At 62.9% G+C, this 18,822-nt stretch carries 19 protein-coding genes; 9 read left to right on the top strand and 10 right to left on the bottom strand.

Features of this window, described 5'->3' with window-relative positions; translation table 11 throughout:
- Window positions 1-15: 15 nt before the first annotated feature.
- The gene (locus tag V6M89_RS04750) at window positions 16-1,725 is read right to left on the bottom strand and encodes a methyl-accepting chemotaxis protein (RefSeq protein WP_332852100.1); all 1,710 of its coding nucleotides are present in this window, start codon (window positions 1,723-1,725) and stop codon (window positions 16-18) included.
- A gap of 276 nt (window positions 1,726-2,001) precedes the next feature.
- Between V6M89_RS04750 and V6M89_RS04745 the strand changes: the two genes are divergently transcribed.
- The 3 genes from V6M89_RS04745 to V6M89_RS04735 all read left to right on the top strand — a co-directional run bounded on the left by V6M89_RS04745 (window position 2,002) and on the right by V6M89_RS04735 (window position 5,847).
- Complete coding sequence (locus tag V6M89_RS04745; protein ID WP_332852099.1) at window positions 2,002-2,571, top strand: PEP-CTERM sorting domain-containing protein; 570 nt, start codon at window positions 2,002-2,004, stop codon at window positions 2,569-2,571.
- A gap of 217 nt (window positions 2,572-2,788) precedes the next feature.
- Window positions 2,789-5,020: an NADP-dependent isocitrate dehydrogenase gene (locus V6M89_RS04740; protein WP_332852098.1), complete on the top strand. Its 2,232-nt coding sequence runs from the start codon at window positions 2,789-2,791 to the stop codon at window positions 5,018-5,020.
- Between the two features lie 335 nt (window positions 5,021-5,355).
- On the top strand, window positions 5,356-5,847 hold the full coding sequence (locus tag V6M89_RS04735) for a hypothetical protein (protein ID WP_332852097.1): 492 nt from the start codon (window positions 5,356-5,358) through the stop codon (window positions 5,845-5,847).
- A gap of 8 nt (window positions 5,848-5,855) precedes the next feature.
- Here the strand turns inward: V6M89_RS04735 and V6M89_RS04730 are convergent, their stop codons facing one another.
- Together V6M89_RS04730 and V6M89_RS04725 are read right to left on the bottom strand one after the other, a co-directional pair.
- The gene (locus V6M89_RS04730) at window positions 5,856-6,233 is read right to left on the bottom strand and encodes a gamma-glutamylcyclotransferase family protein (RefSeq protein WP_332852096.1); all 378 of its coding nucleotides are present in this window, start codon (window positions 6,231-6,233) and stop codon (window positions 5,856-5,858) included.
- An 18-nt stretch (window positions 6,234-6,251) separates the two neighbouring features.
- The gene (locus V6M89_RS04725) at window positions 6,252-6,710 is read right to left on the bottom strand and encodes a hypothetical protein (protein WP_332852095.1); all 459 of its coding nucleotides are present in this window, start codon (window positions 6,708-6,710) and stop codon (window positions 6,252-6,254) included.
- Window positions 6,711-6,777: 67 nt separating this feature from the next.
- On the opposite strand from V6M89_RS04725, the gene V6M89_RS04720 reads away from it, so the two are divergent.
- Window positions 6,778-7,302: a DUF2199 domain-containing protein gene (locus V6M89_RS04720; protein ID WP_332852094.1), complete on the top strand. Its 525-nt coding sequence runs from the start codon at window positions 6,778-6,780 to the stop codon at window positions 7,300-7,302.
- Here the strand turns inward: V6M89_RS04720 and V6M89_RS04715 are convergent.
- Genes V6M89_RS04715 through V6M89_RS04705 form a run of 3 tightly spaced genes read right to left on the bottom strand, consistent with a single transcriptional unit; the run spans window position 7,274 to window position 8,405 of the window.
- Window positions 7,274-7,621, bottom strand: coding sequence for a GFA family protein (locus V6M89_RS04715; protein WP_332852093.1), 348 nt, complete (start codon window positions 7,619-7,621; stop codon window positions 7,274-7,276). The genes V6M89_RS04720 and V6M89_RS04715 overlap by 29 nt on opposite strands.
- Complete coding sequence (locus tag V6M89_RS04710; RefSeq protein ID WP_332852092.1) at window positions 7,618-8,067, bottom strand: SRPBCC family protein; 450 nt, start codon at window positions 8,065-8,067, stop codon at window positions 7,618-7,620. The genes V6M89_RS04715 and V6M89_RS04710 overlap by 4 nt, the downstream gene beginning before the upstream one ends.
- Window positions 7,968-8,405: an ArsR/SmtB family transcription factor gene (locus V6M89_RS04705; protein WP_332852091.1), complete on the bottom strand. Its 438-nt coding sequence runs from the start codon at window positions 8,403-8,405 to the stop codon at window positions 7,968-7,970. Before V6M89_RS04705 ends, V6M89_RS04710 begins: the two co-directional genes overlap by 100 nt.
- Before the next feature lie 79 nt (window positions 8,406-8,484).
- Between V6M89_RS04705 and V6M89_RS04700 the strand changes: the two genes are divergently transcribed.
- The 3 genes from V6M89_RS04700 to V6M89_RS04690 all read left to right on the top strand — a co-directional run bounded on the left by V6M89_RS04700 (window position 8,485) and on the right by V6M89_RS04690 (window position 11,016).
- Window positions 8,485-9,093, top strand: a complete 609-nt coding sequence (locus tag V6M89_RS04700) for a TetR/AcrR family transcriptional regulator (RefSeq protein ID WP_442881948.1) — start codon at window positions 8,485-8,487, stop codon at window positions 9,091-9,093.
- A gap of 79 nt (window positions 9,094-9,172) precedes the next feature.
- Window positions 9,173-9,979 carry an oxidoreductase gene (locus tag V6M89_RS04695; protein ID WP_332852090.1) on the top strand — a complete coding sequence of 269 codons (807 nt, stop codon included), beginning with the start codon at window positions 9,173-9,175 and terminating at the stop codon, window positions 9,977-9,979.
- 29 nt (window positions 9,980-10,008) lie between these two features.
- Window positions 10,009-11,016, top strand: coding sequence for an NADP-dependent oxidoreductase (locus V6M89_RS04690; protein ID WP_332852089.1), 1,008 nt, complete (start codon window positions 10,009-10,011; stop codon window positions 11,014-11,016).
- 11 nt (window positions 11,017-11,027) lie between these two features.
- On the opposite strand, the gene V6M89_RS04685 is transcribed toward V6M89_RS04690, so the two are convergent.
- Complete coding sequence (locus tag V6M89_RS04685; protein ID WP_442881950.1) at window positions 11,028-11,798, bottom strand: SDR family NAD(P)-dependent oxidoreductase; 771 nt, start codon at window positions 11,796-11,798, stop codon at window positions 11,028-11,030.
- A 138-nt stretch (window positions 11,799-11,936) separates the two neighbouring features.
- On the opposite strand from V6M89_RS04685, the gene V6M89_RS04680 reads away from it, so the two are divergent.
- Both V6M89_RS04680 and V6M89_RS04675 read left to right on the top strand, forming a co-directional pair.
- On the top strand, window positions 11,937-12,353 hold the full coding sequence (locus tag V6M89_RS04680) for a MerR family transcriptional regulator (protein ID WP_332852088.1): 417 nt from the start codon (window positions 11,937-11,939) through the stop codon (window positions 12,351-12,353).
- An 11-nt stretch (window positions 12,354-12,364) separates the two neighbouring features.
- The gene (locus tag V6M89_RS04675) at window positions 12,365-13,207 is read left to right on the top strand and encodes an alpha/beta hydrolase (RefSeq protein WP_332852087.1); all 843 of its coding nucleotides are present in this window, start codon (window positions 12,365-12,367) and stop codon (window positions 13,205-13,207) included.
- A 7-nt stretch (window positions 13,208-13,214) separates the two neighbouring features.
- Here the strand turns inward: V6M89_RS04675 and V6M89_RS04670 are convergent, their stop codons facing one another.
- Genes V6M89_RS04670 through V6M89_RS04660 form a run of 3 tightly spaced genes read right to left on the bottom strand, consistent with a single transcriptional unit; the run spans window position 13,215 to window position 18,730 of the window.
- Window positions 13,215-14,507 carry a TolC family protein gene (locus V6M89_RS04670; RefSeq protein WP_332852086.1) on the bottom strand — a complete coding sequence of 431 codons (1,293 nt, stop codon included), beginning with the start codon at window positions 14,505-14,507 and terminating at the stop codon, window positions 13,215-13,217.
- Window positions 14,497-17,616, bottom strand: coding sequence for an efflux RND transporter permease subunit (locus V6M89_RS04665; protein ID WP_332852085.1), 3,120 nt, complete (start codon window positions 17,614-17,616; stop codon window positions 14,497-14,499). The genes V6M89_RS04670 and V6M89_RS04665 overlap by 11 nt, the downstream gene beginning before the upstream one ends.
- A complete protein-coding gene (locus V6M89_RS04660; RefSeq protein WP_332852084.1) occupies window positions 17,609-18,730 on the bottom strand; it encodes an efflux RND transporter periplasmic adaptor subunit in 1,122 nt (373 codons plus the stop codon). Before V6M89_RS04660 ends, V6M89_RS04665 begins: the two co-directional genes overlap by 8 nt.
- Window positions 18,731-18,822: the final 92 nt, after the last annotated feature.

Below are 18,822 nucleotides of genomic sequence, written 5' to 3'. Positions count from 1 at the left end.
CACTCATCCTCCGGATCAGAACTGTTCCCATTCCTGCGCATCGACCTTGGCTGCGCCGCGTGCGCGTACCGCCGTGGTCAGGGCAGGGGTGCGCGGCGACTTGGCCGGCACCGCCACGGCCACCCGCTGCAGCGCCGGCCGCAGCGCGCCGGACTTGGCTTCGGTGCGGAACACGCTGACCAGGTCGTTGAGGCTGTTGACCTGGTCCTGCATGGCGTGCGCGGCGGCGGCGGCTTCCTCCACCAGCGCGGCGTTTTGCTGGGTCACGTCGTCCATCTGCGTGACCGCCGTGTTGATCTGCTCGATGCCCGACGATTGCTCCTGGCTGGCCTGCATGATCTCGGACATGATGTCGGTCACCCGTTTGACGCTGGACACCACGTCGTGCATGGTGGTGCCGGCCTGCTCGACCAGGCGGTTGCCGGCCTGGACCTTGTCGACCGAATCGCCGATCAAGTCCTTGATTTCCTTGGCCGCCGCCGCCGAGCGCTGGGCCAGGTTGCGCACCTCGGTGGCCACCACCGCGAAGCCGCGTCCCTGTTCGCCGGCGCGCGCCGCTTCGACGGCGGCGTTCAGCGCCAGGATGTTGGTCTGGAAGGCGATGCCGTCGATGACGGCGATGATGTCGACGATCTTGCGCGCCGAGACGTCGATCGCGGCCATGGTGTCGACCACCTGCGCCACCACCGCGCCGCCCCTGGCGGCGACGTCGGAGGCCGATTCGGCCAGGCCGTTGGCCTGGCGCGCGTGGTCGGTGTTCAGGCGCACGGTGCTGGTCAGCTCCTCCATCGACGAGGCGGTTTCCTCCAGCGTGCTGGCCTGCTGCTCGGTGCGCGAGGACAGGTCGAGGTTGCCGGAAGCGATCTGGCCGGCGGCGGCGGCGATGGTCTCGGTGCTGGCGTGCACCTGGTTGACGATGCGGGCCAGGCTGTCGCGCATGGAACGCATGGCGAACAGCAGGCTGTGCTGGTCGTTGGCCTTGGGATCGATGCGCACCGTCAGGTTGCCGGCGGCGATCTGGCCGGCGATCTCGGCCGCTTCGCCCGGCTCGCAGCCCAGCTCGCGGGTGACGCCGCGGGTGATCAGCCAGGCCGCCGCCACGCTGGTCAGCAGGGCCAGCGAGCCGATGATCAGCATCACGGTGCGGGCCTGGGCGTAGGCCACCTCGGCCGCGTCGGCCGCTTCGACGTTCTGTTTTTCCTCGATGGCGATCAGCTTGCGCAGCAATTCCCACCAGCGCTTTTGCACCGGCCGGAATTCATAGCGCAGCAGTTTATAGGCGTCGTCCTGTTTTTGTTCCAGCGCCAGCGCGGCGGCGCGCTCGATGAACGGCAGCGCCAGCTCCGATTGCTTGCGGATTTGTTCCAGCAGCTCTTTTTCCTCGGTCGAGGTGCCGTTCACCGTTGCGAACATCTGCCCCAGCTTGTCCTGGGCGGTGGCATATTTCTTCTGCTGCTCGGCGATACGGTTGACCTCGATCTGGATTTCCTTGTCTTCCTTGAGCAGGATCAGGTTGCGCGTGGCCAGCGCGCGCTCTGTAACTGTCAGGTCCATAACCTGGGCCAGTTTGGTTTCGACATCGTTGATCTTGGTGATTTCGTCCAGCCGTCCCTGGATCTGCCGCATGCTGGTCAGGGCCAGCGCGATGATGACCAACAAAAATACGGCGCCCAGGCCAAAACCCAGTCCCAAGCGGTTTGCCACTGTCCAATTCTGAAATTTCATACTGCCTCCTTAAGGCCTTATATGCATTCCAAATATCCAAATGAGAATTTGGTGGAACGCTTCCATGAATCTTAGAGGGCGGATGAGGCTTGTAAACTCTCACATAATCACTTTCAACACTCATGCAACAAAGAAATATGTATTGATTGTCGAAGCGTCAGCAATTGTTTATTTTGTAAAAACTAGTTGCACATTGATATGTCAATGATATGATTATATTTAAATCAATTATTTATATGATAATTGTTTGTCAACCTAATCTTCTACGGGCTATCCATGTTAAAGAAACTTATTACCAGCAGCGTTCTCGCCGTATGCTGTTCCTTCGCCCAGGCCGCCGAAGTGCCAAGCGCATGGAGCTTCACCTGGACCGGCTTCGATGCGTGGGGTACGTTCCGGCCTGACATTTCCTATGCCGGCACGTTTACAGGCGTTGATGCGAATCACAACGGCACCGTCGAGCGCTCCGAACTGACCACGTTCAGCATCGACGGCAACAAGATTCTCAATTGTCCTTCCGGTCCCTTTGCTGCGGAATGCCACCTTGATTCGTTTTCTTATGCAATAGGCGGGAAACTGGAATTTTCTGCCATCCGTATGGAAACTCACAATTCGGGCGAGTCTTATCCTCTGCAGATAACGAATAACTATGACACTGGCTACGGCGTAGGCTACGAATACCGCCAGGGTATGCATGACGACTACGGCGCCTACTATGTCACTCCGCAGACCGTGATGACGGTACAGCAGACGCTGGCGCCGGTGCCGGAGCCTGAAACCTACGCCATGCTGGGCGCTGGCCTGCTGATGCTGGCCGGACTGCGTTCCCGCAAGAAAAAGCAATAATCCGCCAGGCGGACGGAAAGAAAGGCAGCCTCGATGGCTGCCTTTTTTGCATTTATTGCCGGTAAAAACCCTACTACGCAGAATCCGCCTCTGGGCATGGACCGCCAACAGGGCTAAAATGCAGGTTGGGGCCGTTGCCAGATTACGACACATCATCTTGTAATCTGGAACGGAGGAATTCAATCGGCGGGTATCGCCCGCATGACATGGAATGAACATGGCAACACAGAAAACTAAAATCATCTACACGCTGACCGATGAAGCGCCTATGCTGGCGACCTATTCGCTGCTGCCTATTATCAAGAAGTTCGCTGCATCGGCTGGCGTGGACGTGACCTCCAGCGATATTTCGGTGGCGGCACGGGTGCTGGCCGAATTCCCCGAATTCCTGAGCGACGAGCAGAAGGTCCCGAACACCCTGGCCGAACTGGGCGCACTGACCCAGCTGGCCGACACCAACATCATCAAGCTGCCGAACATCAGCGCCTCGGTCGGCCAGCTGACCACCTGCATCCGCGAACTGCAAGCGCGCGGCTACAAGCTGCCGGACTACCCGGAAGATGCCAAGACCGACGAAGACAAGGCCTTGAAGGCCCGCTACGGCAAGTGCGTCGGCAGCTCGGTCAACCCGGTGCTGCGCGAGGGTAACTCCGACCGCCGCGCGCCGAAGGCCGTCAAAGAGTTCGCCCGCAAGCACCCGCATTCGATGGGCGAGTGGAGCCAGGCTTCGCGCACCCACGTCTCGCATATGCACCACGGCGACTTCTACCACGGCGAAAAATCGCTGACCTTGACCCAGGCCCGTGATGTCAAGATGGAACTGATCACCGCTTCCGGCAAGACCATCGTGCTGAAACCTAAGGTCTCGCTGCAAGCCGGCGAAATCATCGACAGCATGTTCATGAGCAAAAAGGCATTGCTGGAGTTCTACGAGAAGGAAATCGACGACGCCTTCAAGACCGGCGTGATGTTCTCGCTGCACGTCAAGGCCACCATGATGAAGGTGTCGCACCCGATCGTGTTCGGCCACTGCGTGCGCATCTTCTACAAGGACGCGTTCGCCAAGCACGCGGCGCTGTTCGATGAACTGGGCGTCAACGTCAACAACGGCATGGCCAACCTGTACGAGAAGATCGAAAAGCTGCCGACCTCGCAGAAGGAAGAGATTCTGAAGGACCTGCACGCCTGCCACGCCAACCGTCCGGAACTGGCGATGGTCGACTCGGCCAAGGGCATCACCAACTTCCACTCGCCGAACGACATCATCGTCGACGCCTCGATGCCGGCCATGATCCGCATCGGCGGCAAGATGTGGGGCGCCGACGGCCGTCCGAAGGACGTCAAGGCCGTGATGCCGGAATCGACCTTCGCCCGCATCTACCAGGAAATGATCGGCTTCTGCAAATGGCACGGCAACTTCGATCCGAAGACCATGGGCACCGTGCCTAACGTCGGCCTGATGGCCCAGCAAGCCGAGGAATACGGTTCGCACGACAAGACCTTCGAAGTGTCGGAAGGCGGCATCGCCAACATCACCGACCTGGCCACCGGCGAAGTGCTGCTGACCCAGAACGTCGAGCAAGGCGATATCTGGCGCATGTGCCAGGTCAAGGACGCGCCGATCCGCGACTGGGTCAAGCTGGCCGTCACCCGCGCCCGCAATTCCGGCATGCCTGCCGTGTTCTGGCTGGACAGCTATCGTCCGCACGAGAACGAAGTGATCAAGAAGGTGCAAACCTACCTGAAGGACCACGACACCAAGGGCCTGGACATCCAGATCATGTCGCAGACCCGCGCCATGCGCTACACGCTGGAACGCGCCTTCCGCGGCCTGGACACCATCTCGGTGACCGGCAACATCCTGCGCGACTACCTGACCGACCTGTTCCCGATCCTGGAGCTGGGCACCAGCGCCAAGATGCTGTCCATCGTTCCGCTGATGGCGGGCGGCGGCATGTACGAAACCGGCGCCGGCGGCTCGGCGCCTAAGCACGTCAAGCAGCTGGTGGAGGAAAACCACCTGCGCTGGGATTCGCTGGGCGAGTTCCTGGCGCTGGCGGTATCGCTGGAAGACCTGGGCATCAAGACCGGCAACAGCAAGGCCAAGCTGTTGGCCAAGACGCTGGACGAAGCCACCGGCAAGCTGCTGGACAACAACAAGTCGCCATCGACCCGCACCGGCGAGCTGGACAACCGTGGCAGCCACTTCTACCTGTCGCTGTACTGGTCGCAGGCGCTGGCGGCCCAGACCGACGACGCTGAACTGCAAGCCTACTTCGCGCCACTGGCGAAGTCGCTGGCGGCCAACGAAGCCAAGATCGTCGAAGAGCTGAACTCGGTGCAAGGCAAGGCGATGGATATCGGCGGCTACTACTATCCGGATCCAGCCAAGACCGAAGCGGTCATGCGTCCAAGCGCCACCTTCAACGCGGCGATTGCAGCGATCTGAATCTAGCGTAGTGCCGTAAAGCAGAAGGGCAGCCGATGAAAAGGCTGCCCTTTTTTATTGCCCGCGCCGCGAGCGTGCACAGGGCGGGTCCTGTTTTTTCGGCTTTTACTAAAACACGATAACCAGTACTACCTGCCGCTAACCATCGATATTTCATGCGAGTCCGCGATATTTTCGGAACTAAAATCCACTAACCGCATCTGACGAATACAGGCCGAAAATATAGCGGCATTTAGTATTCAGCACGGCATCTTTAGTAAGTGTTAGCGCGCTGTAGTACGGGGCAGTAGTGGTTAGCAGCGCTTAGTAAAAACTGATTTTAGGCAGTCCCCACCATGCCCGGGTATAGCCTCCAATTCCCGATTCGTGTACCCGACGATGTGCTGGTCGAGTTAGGCGAATTCACCGGCCATTTCTGGTCGGATTCTCTGCACCTGGAGCCCTTCGTTATCGAGGCAATTCGCAACTACATCAACCCCGCGCCGCCGGCCCCGCAGCAGCCGGCTGCGGCGTCCGAGGCGGGATACCAATGGAAAGAGGTTTTTCTTCCAGAGGGAACACGGTTGCGCGCCAGCTTCGACCGCCAGCAGTATTTCGCCACAGTGAAGGGGGCGGAAATCAAATACGGCGAGCACGCGGTATCGCCGTCCTGCTTTGCGAATCTGTACGGCAGCGGCAACCGCAATGCCTGGAAAGCCATCTGGCTGCGCCTTCCCGGTAGTGACGCATGGCTGCTTGCCGAGGTCTGCCGGTCGGCGCGGAAGGCGGCGATAGCGCGTTTGCACGGGGATGGCGCGCAAGCGAAACATATTCCCGGCAAACCGTGAAGTACCTTTTACGAAAGGACTGCCGCGTCTCGTGCATCAACATAGGCCCAGGCGACGGTGCCCGAAGCCAGCTTGACGCTCTGGCGGCGGTAGGCCGCCACTTCGTAGCGGTCCGAATCCCGCAGCTCATCGGCTGTCACCGCCAGCACCGAGCCGGCAACCTTGTCGTCCGGCGAGCCGGTGTGGGAAACGATGGGATGATGCGTCTTGCCGCTGGTTTCGACCACGGCCGGATCGTCAATCGCCACCGCCGACAGGCGATAGCCCGGCAGGCTGTCCTGATGGCCGGACAGCAGGCGGCCAAACGTCGCCATCTGCACTTCCGGCTGTTGCAGCGTGCCGTAGGAGAACAGCATTTCAGTTGCATCGGTAGAGCGTGATTCCATCTGCGCTTCCTTGTGGGTTCAGAGCTTTGCCTTGCGGGTGGCCCACACAATCGGCAGGCCGAACAAAAACATATGGGAAGCCAGGTCCAGCACCGTCGACAGCGGCTGGAACGTGACAGGGCGGGGGAAGGCCGACAACGGCAGCACCACCAGCCGCATCGCCAGGAATACCAGGATGCCAAACAGCACCGCCGACAGCAGCGGTTTGGCCAGCAATGCCGGCGCCTGTCGCGCCGCCAGCAGGAACAGCGCCATCCACGCGAAGCTGAGGGCGAAGTGGCACAGCAATCCAACCACCGCCGTCAATGCGCCGCCGCTGAAGGCCGCGCTGCCCAGCAAGCCGCTGGCGACGATCTGCAGCAGGCGCTCCGGCGTCAGGCCATTGTAGACGGCAAAGGAAATGGCAAACGTGATGTCGAGCGCGCCGGCAATTGCGCCACCCACCAGTACGGCATATGGAATTGACCAGCATTTCATGTGTCGATCTCCTTGAATTGACAGCATGTTATATTAAAAATAAGACCATGCAAACCGGAGGATGGATATGACTGATTTGACCGCCTGCTCGGACTGTGGCGAGCTGCATGCGCTGGATGAACTCGAACTTGTTTTCAAGCGCCCCGATGCGATTGCCGCACTGTCGGCCGCCGAGCGGCAAGCGCGCTGCCGCGAGAACGAGGACCTGTGCGCGATCTGGGGCGACAGCGACGACACTCATCGCTACTTTGTGCGCGGGCTGTTGCCGTTGAAGGTGATAGCCCGTCCCCTCGACTACTGCGTCGGCGTGTGGATGGAAGTATCCAGGGCTGTCTTCGACAGGATTTATGAGCTGTGGGACAGTGAAAGCCAGCTTGACGAGCCGCCGCTTGAAGGTAGGCTGGCTAACGAAATACCGACCCGTCCCGGCACGCTCGGCTTGCACGGACAGATCCAGTTGACGGGGCCGACGACGCGCCCCGACTTCATGGTCTCCGACACCGCATCGCCATTGTTCGCGGACCAGCAACATGGTGTCACGGAACATCAGGCCGCAGAGTTTCTTAAATCGATCGCCCGTCGTAGTGATTGACGGGGATGGCGGCCAGGTCTATCCCTTCGATGCAACGCAGATTGATCGCCGCCACCGGATCGCCGTTCGGCGCCGTGCCTTCGCTGTAGGGCGAGATGCCGCAGGTCGGGCAGAAGCGGTGCTTGATCACGTGCTTGTTGAACAGATAGGTGCTGGCGTTGTCGTCCGGTGTCAGCAAATGCAGGTCCGGGCGCGGCACGAACCACATCAAGGTGCCCTTGCGCTGGCACATCGAGCAGTTGCAGGACAGCGCCGAGGCGATCTCGCCCTCGGCCTCGAATTTCACTCTGCCGCAATGGCAGCTTCCCTGGTATTTCATAGCGAACCTCCTGAAAAGTAACGATCAAGACTGCTGAAGAAAAGAGCCCAGCCGCGCTCGTGGTTGATGCGGGCCTGCTCGTCGAAGAAGCGGTCGTGTACGAAGCTCAGCTCCGTACCTTCCGCCACCGGCGTTAAAACGATGCTGATGCGCGACTGCCGTTCCGGCGTGCTGTGCCAGGCCCAGGTGAATACCAGCCGCGTATAAGGCGCCACTTCCTGATAGACGCCGGTCAATTGATTCAGGCCGCCGTCGGGGCCGGCGAAGGCGAGGTGGTATTGCCCGCCGACGCGCAGGTCGATCTCGGCCTTGGTCAGCGAGGCCGCGCCAGGGCCGAACCACTGGCTCAGCGCTTGCGGGTCGGTCCACGCGCGCCAGACTTTTTCGGGGCTGACGGGGTAGACCCGTCGGAGGCTGACGTGGGCGGGTTGTTCGGTGGTTGGCATGGTGCGATTTCCTCCTGGTGATAGAGATAGCGTCCCAGCGAATCGAGCTGGTCGGTCCAGAAACGCTGGTAGTGGGCGATCCACATGGCGGCATCCTGCATGGGCGCGGCATGCAGCTCGCAGCGCACCACGCGTCCTTCCTTCGAGCGGGCGATCAGGCCGGCCGTTTCCAGCACGGCCAGGTGTTTCATGAAGCCGGGCAGCGACATCTCATATTGCTGCGCCAGTTCCGTGACGGTGCAACTGCCGTCGCCCAATTGCGCCAGCACACCGCGCCGCGTGGCATCGGACAGTGCCGCGAAGATCAAGTCCAGCTGGGGATCTTTATAGTTAACCATAAGGTATAGTATTGGCGAAGGCGATGGCCTTGTCAAGCTGGTTTTATGCGGCCGTGTGCACAATTGCAGAAAATGGGATATGATGGTCATCATGGAATCGAAATCTAGCAAACGCGCAGCGGTCAGCCGCAAGGAAGCCACCCACGAACGTATCGTGGAAGTGGCGGCGCGCGCCATCCGTCGCAGCGGCTACGGCGGTACCGGCGTAGCCGACATCATGAAAGAGGCGGGCCTGACGCACGGCGGCTTCTACGCGCACTTCGAATCCCGCGACGCTTTGCTGGCCGAAGCCGGCGACCGCGCTGGCGCCGAGTCGGTCGCCTTGGCGGCGCGGGTGGCCGCGTCCGCGCCGCCAGGGCAGGCCTTGCAAGTCATGATGCAGGCTTACTTGTCGCAAGAGCATATCGACGCTATCGAGACCGGCTGTCCGGTATCCGCGCTGGGCTCGGAAATGCCGCGCCAGGCGCCGGAGGTGCGGCGCGCCGCGACCATCCACATCAAGGAAATGATCGATCTGTTCGCCCGCCAGTTGCCCGATTGGGGCCAGCCGCAGGCGCACGAGCAGGCGATGGCGCTGGTCTGCGCGCTGATCGGCACCACCATGGTCGCGCGCGCGGTTGACGATCCAAAACTGTCGGCCGCACTACGCGCTGCGACCCTGAAACAACTCACCCCGGCGGCCGCCTGAATCGATGGGCGGGCGTTTTTTTGCACTAAAATATGACGATCATCATATTTTGTGTTGGCAGTCACTAGAAAGGAACACCATGAACGGCAAGATTGCATTGGTCACCGGCGCCTCGTCCGGCATCGGGGCCGCCACGGCAAAGAAACTGGCCGAAGCGGGCTTCAAGGTGTACGGCAGCAGCCGCCGCGGCGCCCAGGCGGGGCAGTTGCAATACGAGATGCTGTCGCTGGACGTGACCAGCGATGCATCGGTGTCGGCGGCCGTCGCCGAGGTGATGCGGCGCGAAGGGCGCATCGATCTACTGGTGAATAACGCCGGCGTCGGCGTCGCGCCGGCCGGCGCGGAGGAAAGTTCGATCGAGCAGGCCCAGTCCATCTTCGACACCAACTTCTTCGGCCTGGTACGCATGACCCGCGCCGTGCTGCCGCATATGCGGGCGCAGGGCGCCGGCCGCATCATCAACATCGGCTCGGTGCTCGGCTTCCTGCCGATGCCCTATGGTGCGCTGTATGCCGCCACCAAACACGCCGTCGAAGGCTATACGGAATCGCTGGATCACGAACTGCGCAACTGGGGCATCCGGGCCGTCGTCGTCGAACCAGCCTATACCAGCACGCCGTTCGACGCCAACATGCTGGCGCCGGACGCCAAGCTGGACATCTACCGCGATGTGCGCACCGCCGTGACCCGGCGCGTCCAGGAAGTGATGGCCGTCGCGGACGGGCCGGAGGTGGTGGCCGCGACGGTGCTGAAAGCGGCCCAGGCCCACACGCCGAAACTGCGCTACACCTCCGGCGGCCTGGCCAAGCGCCTGCGTCTGCTGCGCACCTTCGCGCCAGCCGGCGTCATGGACGCGGGCATGCGCAAGGATCTGCGGCTGGCATGACAACATCACGAAAAATATAGAAGGCAATCATGAAAGCACTTATCTTGAAACGCTACGGCAAGACCGGCCAGCTTGAATTCGCCGATATTCCCCGTCCCACCATCAAGCCGGACGAGATCCTGGTGCAGGTGCATGCGGCCGGCCTCAATCCCATCGATTACATGATACCGAAAGGGTTGTTCAAGCCCATCCTGAAGTTCCGGCTACCGGCCACGATGGGCAGCGACCTGGCCGGCATCGTGGTGGAAACCGGCAGCCGCGTGAGCCGTTTCAAGGTGGGTGACGCGGTGTACGCCAGCGTCTTTGACCTGGGTTCCGGTTCTCTGGCCGAATTTGCCGCCGTTCCCGAATCCGTCGCCGCGCTGAAACCCGTCAATCTCAGTTTCGTGGAGGCGGCTTCGATTCCGATGGTTGGACTGACGTCGTGGCAAGCGCTCAATGAACGCCTCCGGCTCAAACCGGGGCAGAAGGTGTTCATCCCGGCCGGCGCCGGCGGCATAGGGACGTTCGCCATCCAACTGGCCAAGCACCTCGGCGCCAAGGTGGGGACGACCACCAGTACCGGCAACGTCGAATTGGTGCGCAGCCTGGGCGCCGACGAGGTGATCGACTATACGAAACAAGAGTTTGAGCAAGTGCTGAAAGGCTACGATGCCGTGTTGGGCACGACGAGGGGAGACGGGCTGGAGAAGGCGATCAGCATCCTGAAGCCATCGAGCACGGTGGTCTCGCTCATCGGCCCGCCGGACGCCGCCTTCGCGCGTGCACGCGGAATGAATTTCCTCATGACTTTTGTATTCGGCCTGTTGAGCCGCAAAATCATACGCCTCGCCGGCAAACATCAAGCGAGATATTCGTTCCTGTTCGTGCGCCCGGACGGACGGCAGCTCAAGGAGATTGCCACGCTCATCGAGGCATCGCGCATCCGTCCGGTGATCGATGCCGTCATTCCGTTCGCTCAAGCCAAGGATGGGCTGGCATATCTGGAGCGAGGCCGCGCCAAAGGCAAGGTCGTGGTGCAGATGGTGGCCACCTGACCTGCCCATCCTCAATCCGCGAGCCGCTGACGAGGGCGAAGCATGTTCGAGACGATTTGTAATATCGTTTGCCTCGGCAGCATCCGAGGCAGCCACCCAAGCATGCGATTGGCGCCGCCGGGAACGACATGGCTCTGGCCGCGATCCAGTGCCCGCAGGCTGATGTTGACGACAGTCTCCGCCGCCATTCTTGCGCCGACCCCAGCCTCTTCGGCGCCGACCACGTCAAAGAAAGCGGTATCGGTGGCGCCTGGGCACACCGCCAGCACGCGCACCCCGCGCGCGCGATATTCTTGCCACAACGCTTCCGAAAAAGAGAGCACGAAAGCCTTGGTGGCGCCGTAGATGGCCATGTAGGGCAGGGGCTGCAATGCGGCGGTCGAGGCCACATTGATAATGGCTCCCTCGCCCTGTTCCAGCATGGCCGGCAAGAAGGCATGGCTGAGCTCGACCACCGCCCTGCAATTGAGCGATATCTCGTCGAGCTGCCGCGCCAGCGGCAAGGCATCGAAATGACCGTGCGTCGCAAAGCCGGCATTGTTGATGAGGATGTTCGGCGCCAGGCCAAGTGCGCTTGCCCTTGCATGGACGTCGCTGGCGGCGCCGGCTTCGGTCAAGTCAGCCGCCAGAGCGTGCGCCCGGATGGCGTGGCGGTGCTCCAGCTCCCGCGCCAGGCTGGTGAGCTTGTCCCTTGACCGTGCGACAAGAATTAAATTCGCGCCGCGTGCGGCCAGCGCATGGGAAAATGCCAGCCCTATTCCGGATGAGGCGCCTGTTACCATAATGGTGGTGTTGCGATAGTTGAGTGGTCGCATGGTGAAATGATTGGTTGAGAGAGTGCTGAATGTAAAGCGTGGACCATGGTCCACGGTCAATCATTCTCTTCAACAGTCTGCGTCTCGATGGGAAGGAAACTGGTAATGCGCATTGGTGAAATTGCATCGCGGGCCGGCGTATCGCGCGATACGGTCCGATTTTATGAACGCATGGGCTTGCTCAACGAGGCAGCCCAGCCGCATTTGAGCAACAACTACAAGGAGTATTCGGCGCTGGCCCTGCGCCGCATCGAACTCATTACCCACGCCAAGGCGCTGGGTTTTACGCTAAAAGAGATCGCTGGTGTGATCACCGCGTGGGAGCAGGAGGCGCTGGCGCCGAGCAAGAAGCGTCTGCTGCTTCATGAGAAAATTCTTGAAGTGGAGAAGAAAGCGCACTCGCTATCGGTACTTCGCGTCGCACTGTCGGAAGCCTTGGATAAAGTGGAAAGCGGCTGCAGCGATGAAGATCCGGCGCGACACACAGAAATGATGGGACAACAACTCGAAGGGCAGAAATGAAGCATATTGTTATGTTTAATAAATTCCACGGAAGTCTGTGTCTGGCAGCGGCGCTGCTGGGCGCCTGCGTCAGTGGCCCGGTGCGCGCCGGGCCGGTCGCATCGGCCGCCGCGCCGCTGGTGATCGGCGAAAGCTTTAACATCGAATCGAAGGTGCTGGCCGAAACGCGCCACATCAATGTCTACATGTCGCGCGGCTACGCCTTGCCGGTCGATGCGCCGCTGCCTGTGCTCTACATGCCCGATGGCGGCCTGCGCGAAGACTTCCTGCACATCGCCGGCCTGCTGCAAGTGTCGGTCGACAACGGCACCATGCGCCCGTTCATGCTGGTCGGCATAGAAAACACCCAACGCCGCCGCGACATGACCGGCCCCACTGACAACGCGGAAGACAAGAAGATCGCCCCGGTGGTCGGCGGCTCGGCGCAGTTCCGCCGCTTCATCCGTGAAGAACTGATGCCCGAAGTGAAGCAGCGCTACCGCACCACCGGCGAAACCGCCGTGATCGGCGAATCGTTGGCAGGCCTGTTCGTGGTCGAGACCTTCCTGCGCGACCCGCAGCTATTCGATCACTACGTGGCGGCCGATCCCAGCCTGTGGTGGAACGACAGCAAGCTGCTAGCCGAAGCACCGGCCTTGCTGGCCAAGCGCGCAGCAAAACCGCAAACCCTGTATTTCGCCAGCAGCTCCAACGCAGGCATCGTTCAGGGGGCCGGCCAATTGTCGGCACTGCTGACGGCCCGCGCTCCGGACGGCCTGCGCTGGTTGTACCAAAGTATGCCGGCCGAAACCCATGCGACGATCTACCAGCCGGCCGCGCTGCAGGCATTTCGTATGATGTTCAAGCCCAACTGACGCAGGATCAATCGGGACTGGCGCCGACCGCGAGCTGCAACTGCACCGTGGCCGTCGCCAGGTCCGCCGACGCCTGCAACCAGGCCAGGTAAACCTCATCCGCCGAACGCTGCGCCGACAATAGTTCCAGCAGCGACGCCGCGCCTTTTTTGTACGACAGGCGCATGCCTTCCACCACCTTGTCCGACTGCACCAGCACCGATTCCCGGTAACGCTGTTCGTTGACCTGCGCCGCGCGGAACTGCGCGTGTACGCGCCGCACATCGGTCTGCGCCTTGAGTTCGGCCGAGCGCAGCGCCAGCGTCGCTTGCGTGACCGCCGATTGCGCCTGCAACACTTCGCCGCGCTGCGTGCGCGACAGCGGAATCGGCACCGAGACCGTCAGCCCCAGGCTCAGCGAACGCTGCGCCGGCGAGTTGGTCACATTGCCGCCCGCATCCGTCAGTGCATGCACCGACGGCGTGTTCTTCAGGCCGACGTTCACCACCGGATCGACCCAGCGGTTGGCCTGCGCCAGGTCGGCCGATGCCCGCGCCGCGTCCAGCGCCGCGTGGGCGATGCGGATGTCGTCGCGACCATCCTGCGCCTGGCGCACCAAATGGTCCACATCCTCCAGCCCGTTGCCGGCCGGCGCATCGCAAGCCAGTTCGGCGCTGCCGAACACCTCGCTGTAGCGCCGTCCCAGCGGAATCGACAGCGACTCGGCCGCCGTCTGCACCCGCGCACGCGCCATCACCACGTCGGCCTCGTAGCGGTCGCGTTCGACCTGCGATTGCGACAGTTCCAATCCGCCGATATCGCCGACCTTGCGCCGCACGGCGTTGGCATTGACGATATCGCTCAATGAACGCAACGTCTTTTCCTGCCGCACCAGCGCATTGCGGGCGCGGCAGGTTTCAGCATAGGCCGCCGCCGCGTCGGCGTACAGCTGGCGGCGGCCGCCTTCCAGTGTCGCCTCGCCGAGCTTGACCGCAGCCTGCGCGGCGCGGATGCGCTGGCCGCGCTTGCCTGCGGTCTCGATGGTCAGCGCCAAATTCATGGTGGTGGCGGTGGAAGCATTTGGCTTGTTGGCCTTGGACAGTTCCTTGGAGTCGATGCCCGCCGTCAACACCGGATCGGGCCGCACGCCGGCGATCGACACGTCGGCCTCGGCGCTGCTGACGTTCTCGCTCTGCATCTGCAAGTCCAGGCTGTATTTGGCCACGGCTGCGGAATAGTCGCGGAACGTGACCTGGCCGGTAGCGGGCAGGGCAACGCACAAGGCCAGCAGCGCGCATACAGGGTTGAGTTTAAATGTCATGGGCATGCTCCGCTTGCACCGGACCGTCGTCGGCCGGCTTGGGTTTGTTCTCGAAATAGCGTTCGACCAGGTAGTACAGCGCCGGCAGCCACACCAGCGTCAAACCGGTGGCCGTGATCAGGCCGCCGACCACGACGGTCGCCAGCGGACGCTGCACGTCGCTGCCCAGGCCGTGCGCCAGCGCGGCCGGCAGCAGGCCCAGCGCGGCGACGCTGGCCGTCATCAACACCGGACGGAAGCGGCTGTACGCGCCTTTCAGCACCGCGTCCTTCAGCGACAGGCCGCCTTCTGCGCGCAACTGGTTCAGGTTGGATACCATCAAAATCCCGTCCATCACCGCCACGCCGAACAGCGCGATGAAGCCGACCGCGCTCGACACATTGAGCGTCATGCCGCGCAGGTGCAGGGCGATCAGGCCGCCGAGCGCGCCCAGCGGCACCGCCGCCAGGATCATGGCCGGCTGGCGCAGGTTCTTGAACTGCGCGAACAGCAGCACGAACATCAGCGCCACCACCATCGGCATGATCAGCGCCAGGCGTGCCTGCGCCCGCTGCTGGTTCTCGAACTGGCCGCCCCAGGCTAGCTGTATGCGGCTGTGGTCGTACTGCACCTTGGTCTCGATCTGCGCCTTGGCGTCGTCGAGGAAGGAAGCCAGGTCGCGGCCGCGCAGGTCCAGCCGCACGGTCAGGTGGCGCTTGCCCATTTCGCGGGTGATGGTGCTCTCGCCATCGTCCAGCCGTATCGTGGCCACCTGGGCCAGCGGCACGCGCGCCCCCGTGGCCGAGGTCAGCAGCAGGTCGCCGATGGTGTCGGGATTGCTGCGCGAGGCGTCGGTGAAGCGCACGCCGATGTCGTACTGGCGGTCGTCGATGAACACTTGCGAGACCGGCTTGCCGCCGATGCCGGTGCCGATCAGGTCGGCCACGTCGGCGGCGTTGATGCCGTAGCGCGCGGCGGCGGCGCGGTCCACTTCGATGCGCACCTGCGGCAGCGGCGGTTCCTGGTCGATGATCACGCTTTCCGCGCCGGGCACGGCCGTCAGCGTGCGTTCGACGTCGGCGGCGATGCGGCGCGTCTCCTTGAAGTCGCTGCCGTAGATTTTCACCACCAGGTCGCTGTGGGCGCCGGCCAGCTTGTCGAGCACGCCGTCGATCATCGGCTGCGTGAAGCCGACCCGCGTGCCGGGCAGTTGGGCGAAACGCTGGCCCATCTTCTCGATCAGTTCCTGCTTGCCCAGGCCGGACTTCCAGCTGTCGTAGGGATGCAGCGTCACGCTGACCTCGATGTGCGACGGCGTCCACGGATCGGTGCCTTCATCGTTGCGGCCCAGTTGGGTGACGATGGTGGCCACTTCCGGGAACTCCAGCGCCGCACTGCGCAGGCTGTCCGACATCTCGGCCGCCTTGTCGAGCGAGATCCCCGGCGGCAGCGTCACCTGCAGCCAGATCGAACCTTCGTCCAGATAGGGCAGGAAGTCGCGGCCGATGGTGCCGCCCAGCACGCAGACGGCGGCGAAGGCCAGCGCGAACGCACCGATGGTCAGGCGCGACCTGCCCACGATCCTGGCCAGCAGCGGCTCATACAGCTGCCTGGCCTTGACCAGCACCGGATTGTTGAACACCTTGCGCGGCTTGCGGTAGGCCTGGTAGGCCAGCCCCGGTATCAGGGTCAGCGACACCACCAGCGCGCCCAGCAGCGCAAAGCCGATCGCGAACGCCATCGGCGAGAACAGCTTGTATTCGATGCGCTGGAAGGTGAACAGCGGCAGGTAGGCGGTGATGATGACGATCATGCCGAAGAAGATGGGCTTGGTCACTTGCAGCGTGGCCTTCATCACATCCTTGCCGCGCAGCGCGGCGCCGTGGTTTTCCTCGACCTTGCGCAGGATGTTTTCCATCACCACGATGGCGCCGTCCACCACGATGCCGAAGTCGATCGCGCCCAGCGACAGCAGGTTGGCCGGAATGTGAAAGTGGTGCATGAAGATGAAGGCCGTCAGCAGCGCCATCGGTATCGTCACGGCGACGATGGCCGCCGCGCGCGGGCTGCCCAGGAACAGCAGCAACACCAGCGTCACCAGCAGCATGCCTTCGACCAGCGTCTTGCCGATGGTGTGCAGGGTGGCGTCGACCAGGCCGGTGCGGTCCAGGTAGGGCACGATCTTGACGTCCTTCGGCAGCACGTGGTCGTTCAGCTCTTGCACGGCCTCGTGCACGCCCTTCAGCACCTGCGACGGGTTCTCGCCCTTGAGCAGCAGCACGATGCCTTCGATGGTGTCCGGGTTGCGGTCCTTGCCGAGGATGCCGTGGCGTTCCTTGCTGCCCAGGCGCACCTCGCCCAGGTCCTTGACCAGCACCGGCACGCCGTTCTTCTGCGCGACCACCACATCGCCCAGGTCGTCCAGGTTGCGGATCAGGCCGACGCCGCGCACCACGAAGCCCTGCTGGCCGCGCGTCAGGATGCTGCCGCCGGCGCTGGCGTTGTTGGCGTTGATGGCGTCGGTGATCTGCTTGAGCGACAGGTTGTACTTGCTCAGCTTGGCCGGATCGAATTCCAGCAGGAACTGCGTGGTCAGCCCGCCGAAATTGCCGACGTCGGCGATGCCCGCCACCTGCTTCAGGCGCGGGATCACTTTCCAGAACTGCAGCTCGGACAGTTCGCGCAGCGAGCGGGTCTTCGATTCCAGCGTGTAGCGGTAGATCTCGCCGATCGGCGAAGTCAGCGCATCGAGCCCCGGCTGCGCGCCGTAGGGCAGGGCCACGCCGCTGATGCGCTCCTGCAGGCGCTGGCGCGACCAGTAGTCTTCCACGCCGTCGCGGAACACCACGGTGATCAGCGACAGGCCGAAGGTGCTCTTCGAGCGCATCACATGCATGCCCGGCGTGCCCATGATTTCGCGTTCGAGCGGAATGGTGATCTGCGATTCGACTTCCTCGGCGGCCAGGCCGGGCACTTGCGTGACCACCTGCGAGCTGGTGTCGGCGATATCGGGATAGGCTTCCAGCGGCAGCTGGTTCCAGCAGAACACGCCGTACAGCGCGACCATCAGGAACACCAGCCACGCGATGCCGCGCCGCTGGAAGCAAATGGCAACCAGGCGATCAATCATTGAGAAGCACTCCTTCCTTGGCGACGATGCGCATGCCGGCTTTCAGGCCGGAGACGATTTCCACTTGGTCGCCGCTGTGGACGCCGGTGGCGACGCTGCGCGCCTCGAAGGTCCAGGCGGCGGTTTCCACGTAGACCTGGGTCTGGGTGCCGCTCTGCACCAGCGCCGAGGCCGGCACGACCACGCCCTGGTGCGCCACGCCGTTGAAGATCACTTGCGCGAACATGCCCGGCTTCAGGCGGCCGCCCTTGTTGTCGACGGCCACGCGGACCTTGACGGTGCGGGTGTCCGGGTCCAGCACCTCGCCGACGTAGCCGACCTTGCCGGCGATGTGCTCGCCTGGATAGGCGTTCAGTGCGATGTCGGCGCTCTGGCCGGCGAACACGGCGGCCAGGTCTTTTTCCTGCACGCTGGCGGTCAGCCACACGGTCGACAGGTCGGCCACCACCATCACCGGGGCGTTGGTGTCGTTCCAGAAGCCGCCCTGGCCGCCGTTCAGCTCGATCACATGGCCGGACAGCGGCGAACGCAGCGTGTACAGGCGGCCTCCGCCACCCGCACCGGCCAGGCTGCCGCCCAGTTGGGTCAGGCGCGACTTGCTGCGCTCGCTTTCGCTGAGGGCCTGCGCGTAATCGCTCTCGGCTTGCTCCAGGTCCTTGTGGGCTGAAATGTCGGCCGCGCGCAGTTCCTTCTGGCGCTCCAGGTTGCGGCGCGCCAGCGTCAGGCCGGCCTGGGCCTTGCCGGCGTCGCTGTAGGCCGATGCCACATCGGCCGAATCCATGGTGAACAGGGCGTCGCCGGCCTTGACCGGGTCGCCGAGGTGCTTGAGCAGGTGATCGATGCGGCCGGCCACCGGCGGCACCACGCGCACCAGGCGGGCCGGATCAGCCTCCACTACGGCCGGCACCGGAATGCTGCGCGCCACGCTGCGTTCTTCAACAGCGGCCACTTGCAGCGACTTGCGCAACGGCGAGGCGGCCGGCACGGCGATGGATGCGCCCTTGCGCACCATGGCGGCGGGAGGGGCGGCGTCGGTCTCGGGAGCGTGGCCGCAGCCGCTGAGGGCGGCGCAGAGCAAGGGGAATAGCAGCAAGGTATTGTCGATTTTCGTCATGACGTTTCCTGAAGGCGAAAGGAATCCATGGCGCCAGAGTGCACCGGTGTAGTCCATGGTTGAGAGGAATGGCCGCAGTGTAGCGAGAAGCG

The organism is Duganella sp. S19_KUP01_CR8 (assembly GCF_036688705.1).
In the GTDB taxonomy this organism is placed as follows: Bacteria; Pseudomonadota; Gammaproteobacteria; order Burkholderiales; family Burkholderiaceae_D; genus Rugamonas.
This window is presented reverse-complemented; position numbering and strand designations above follow the sequence as displayed.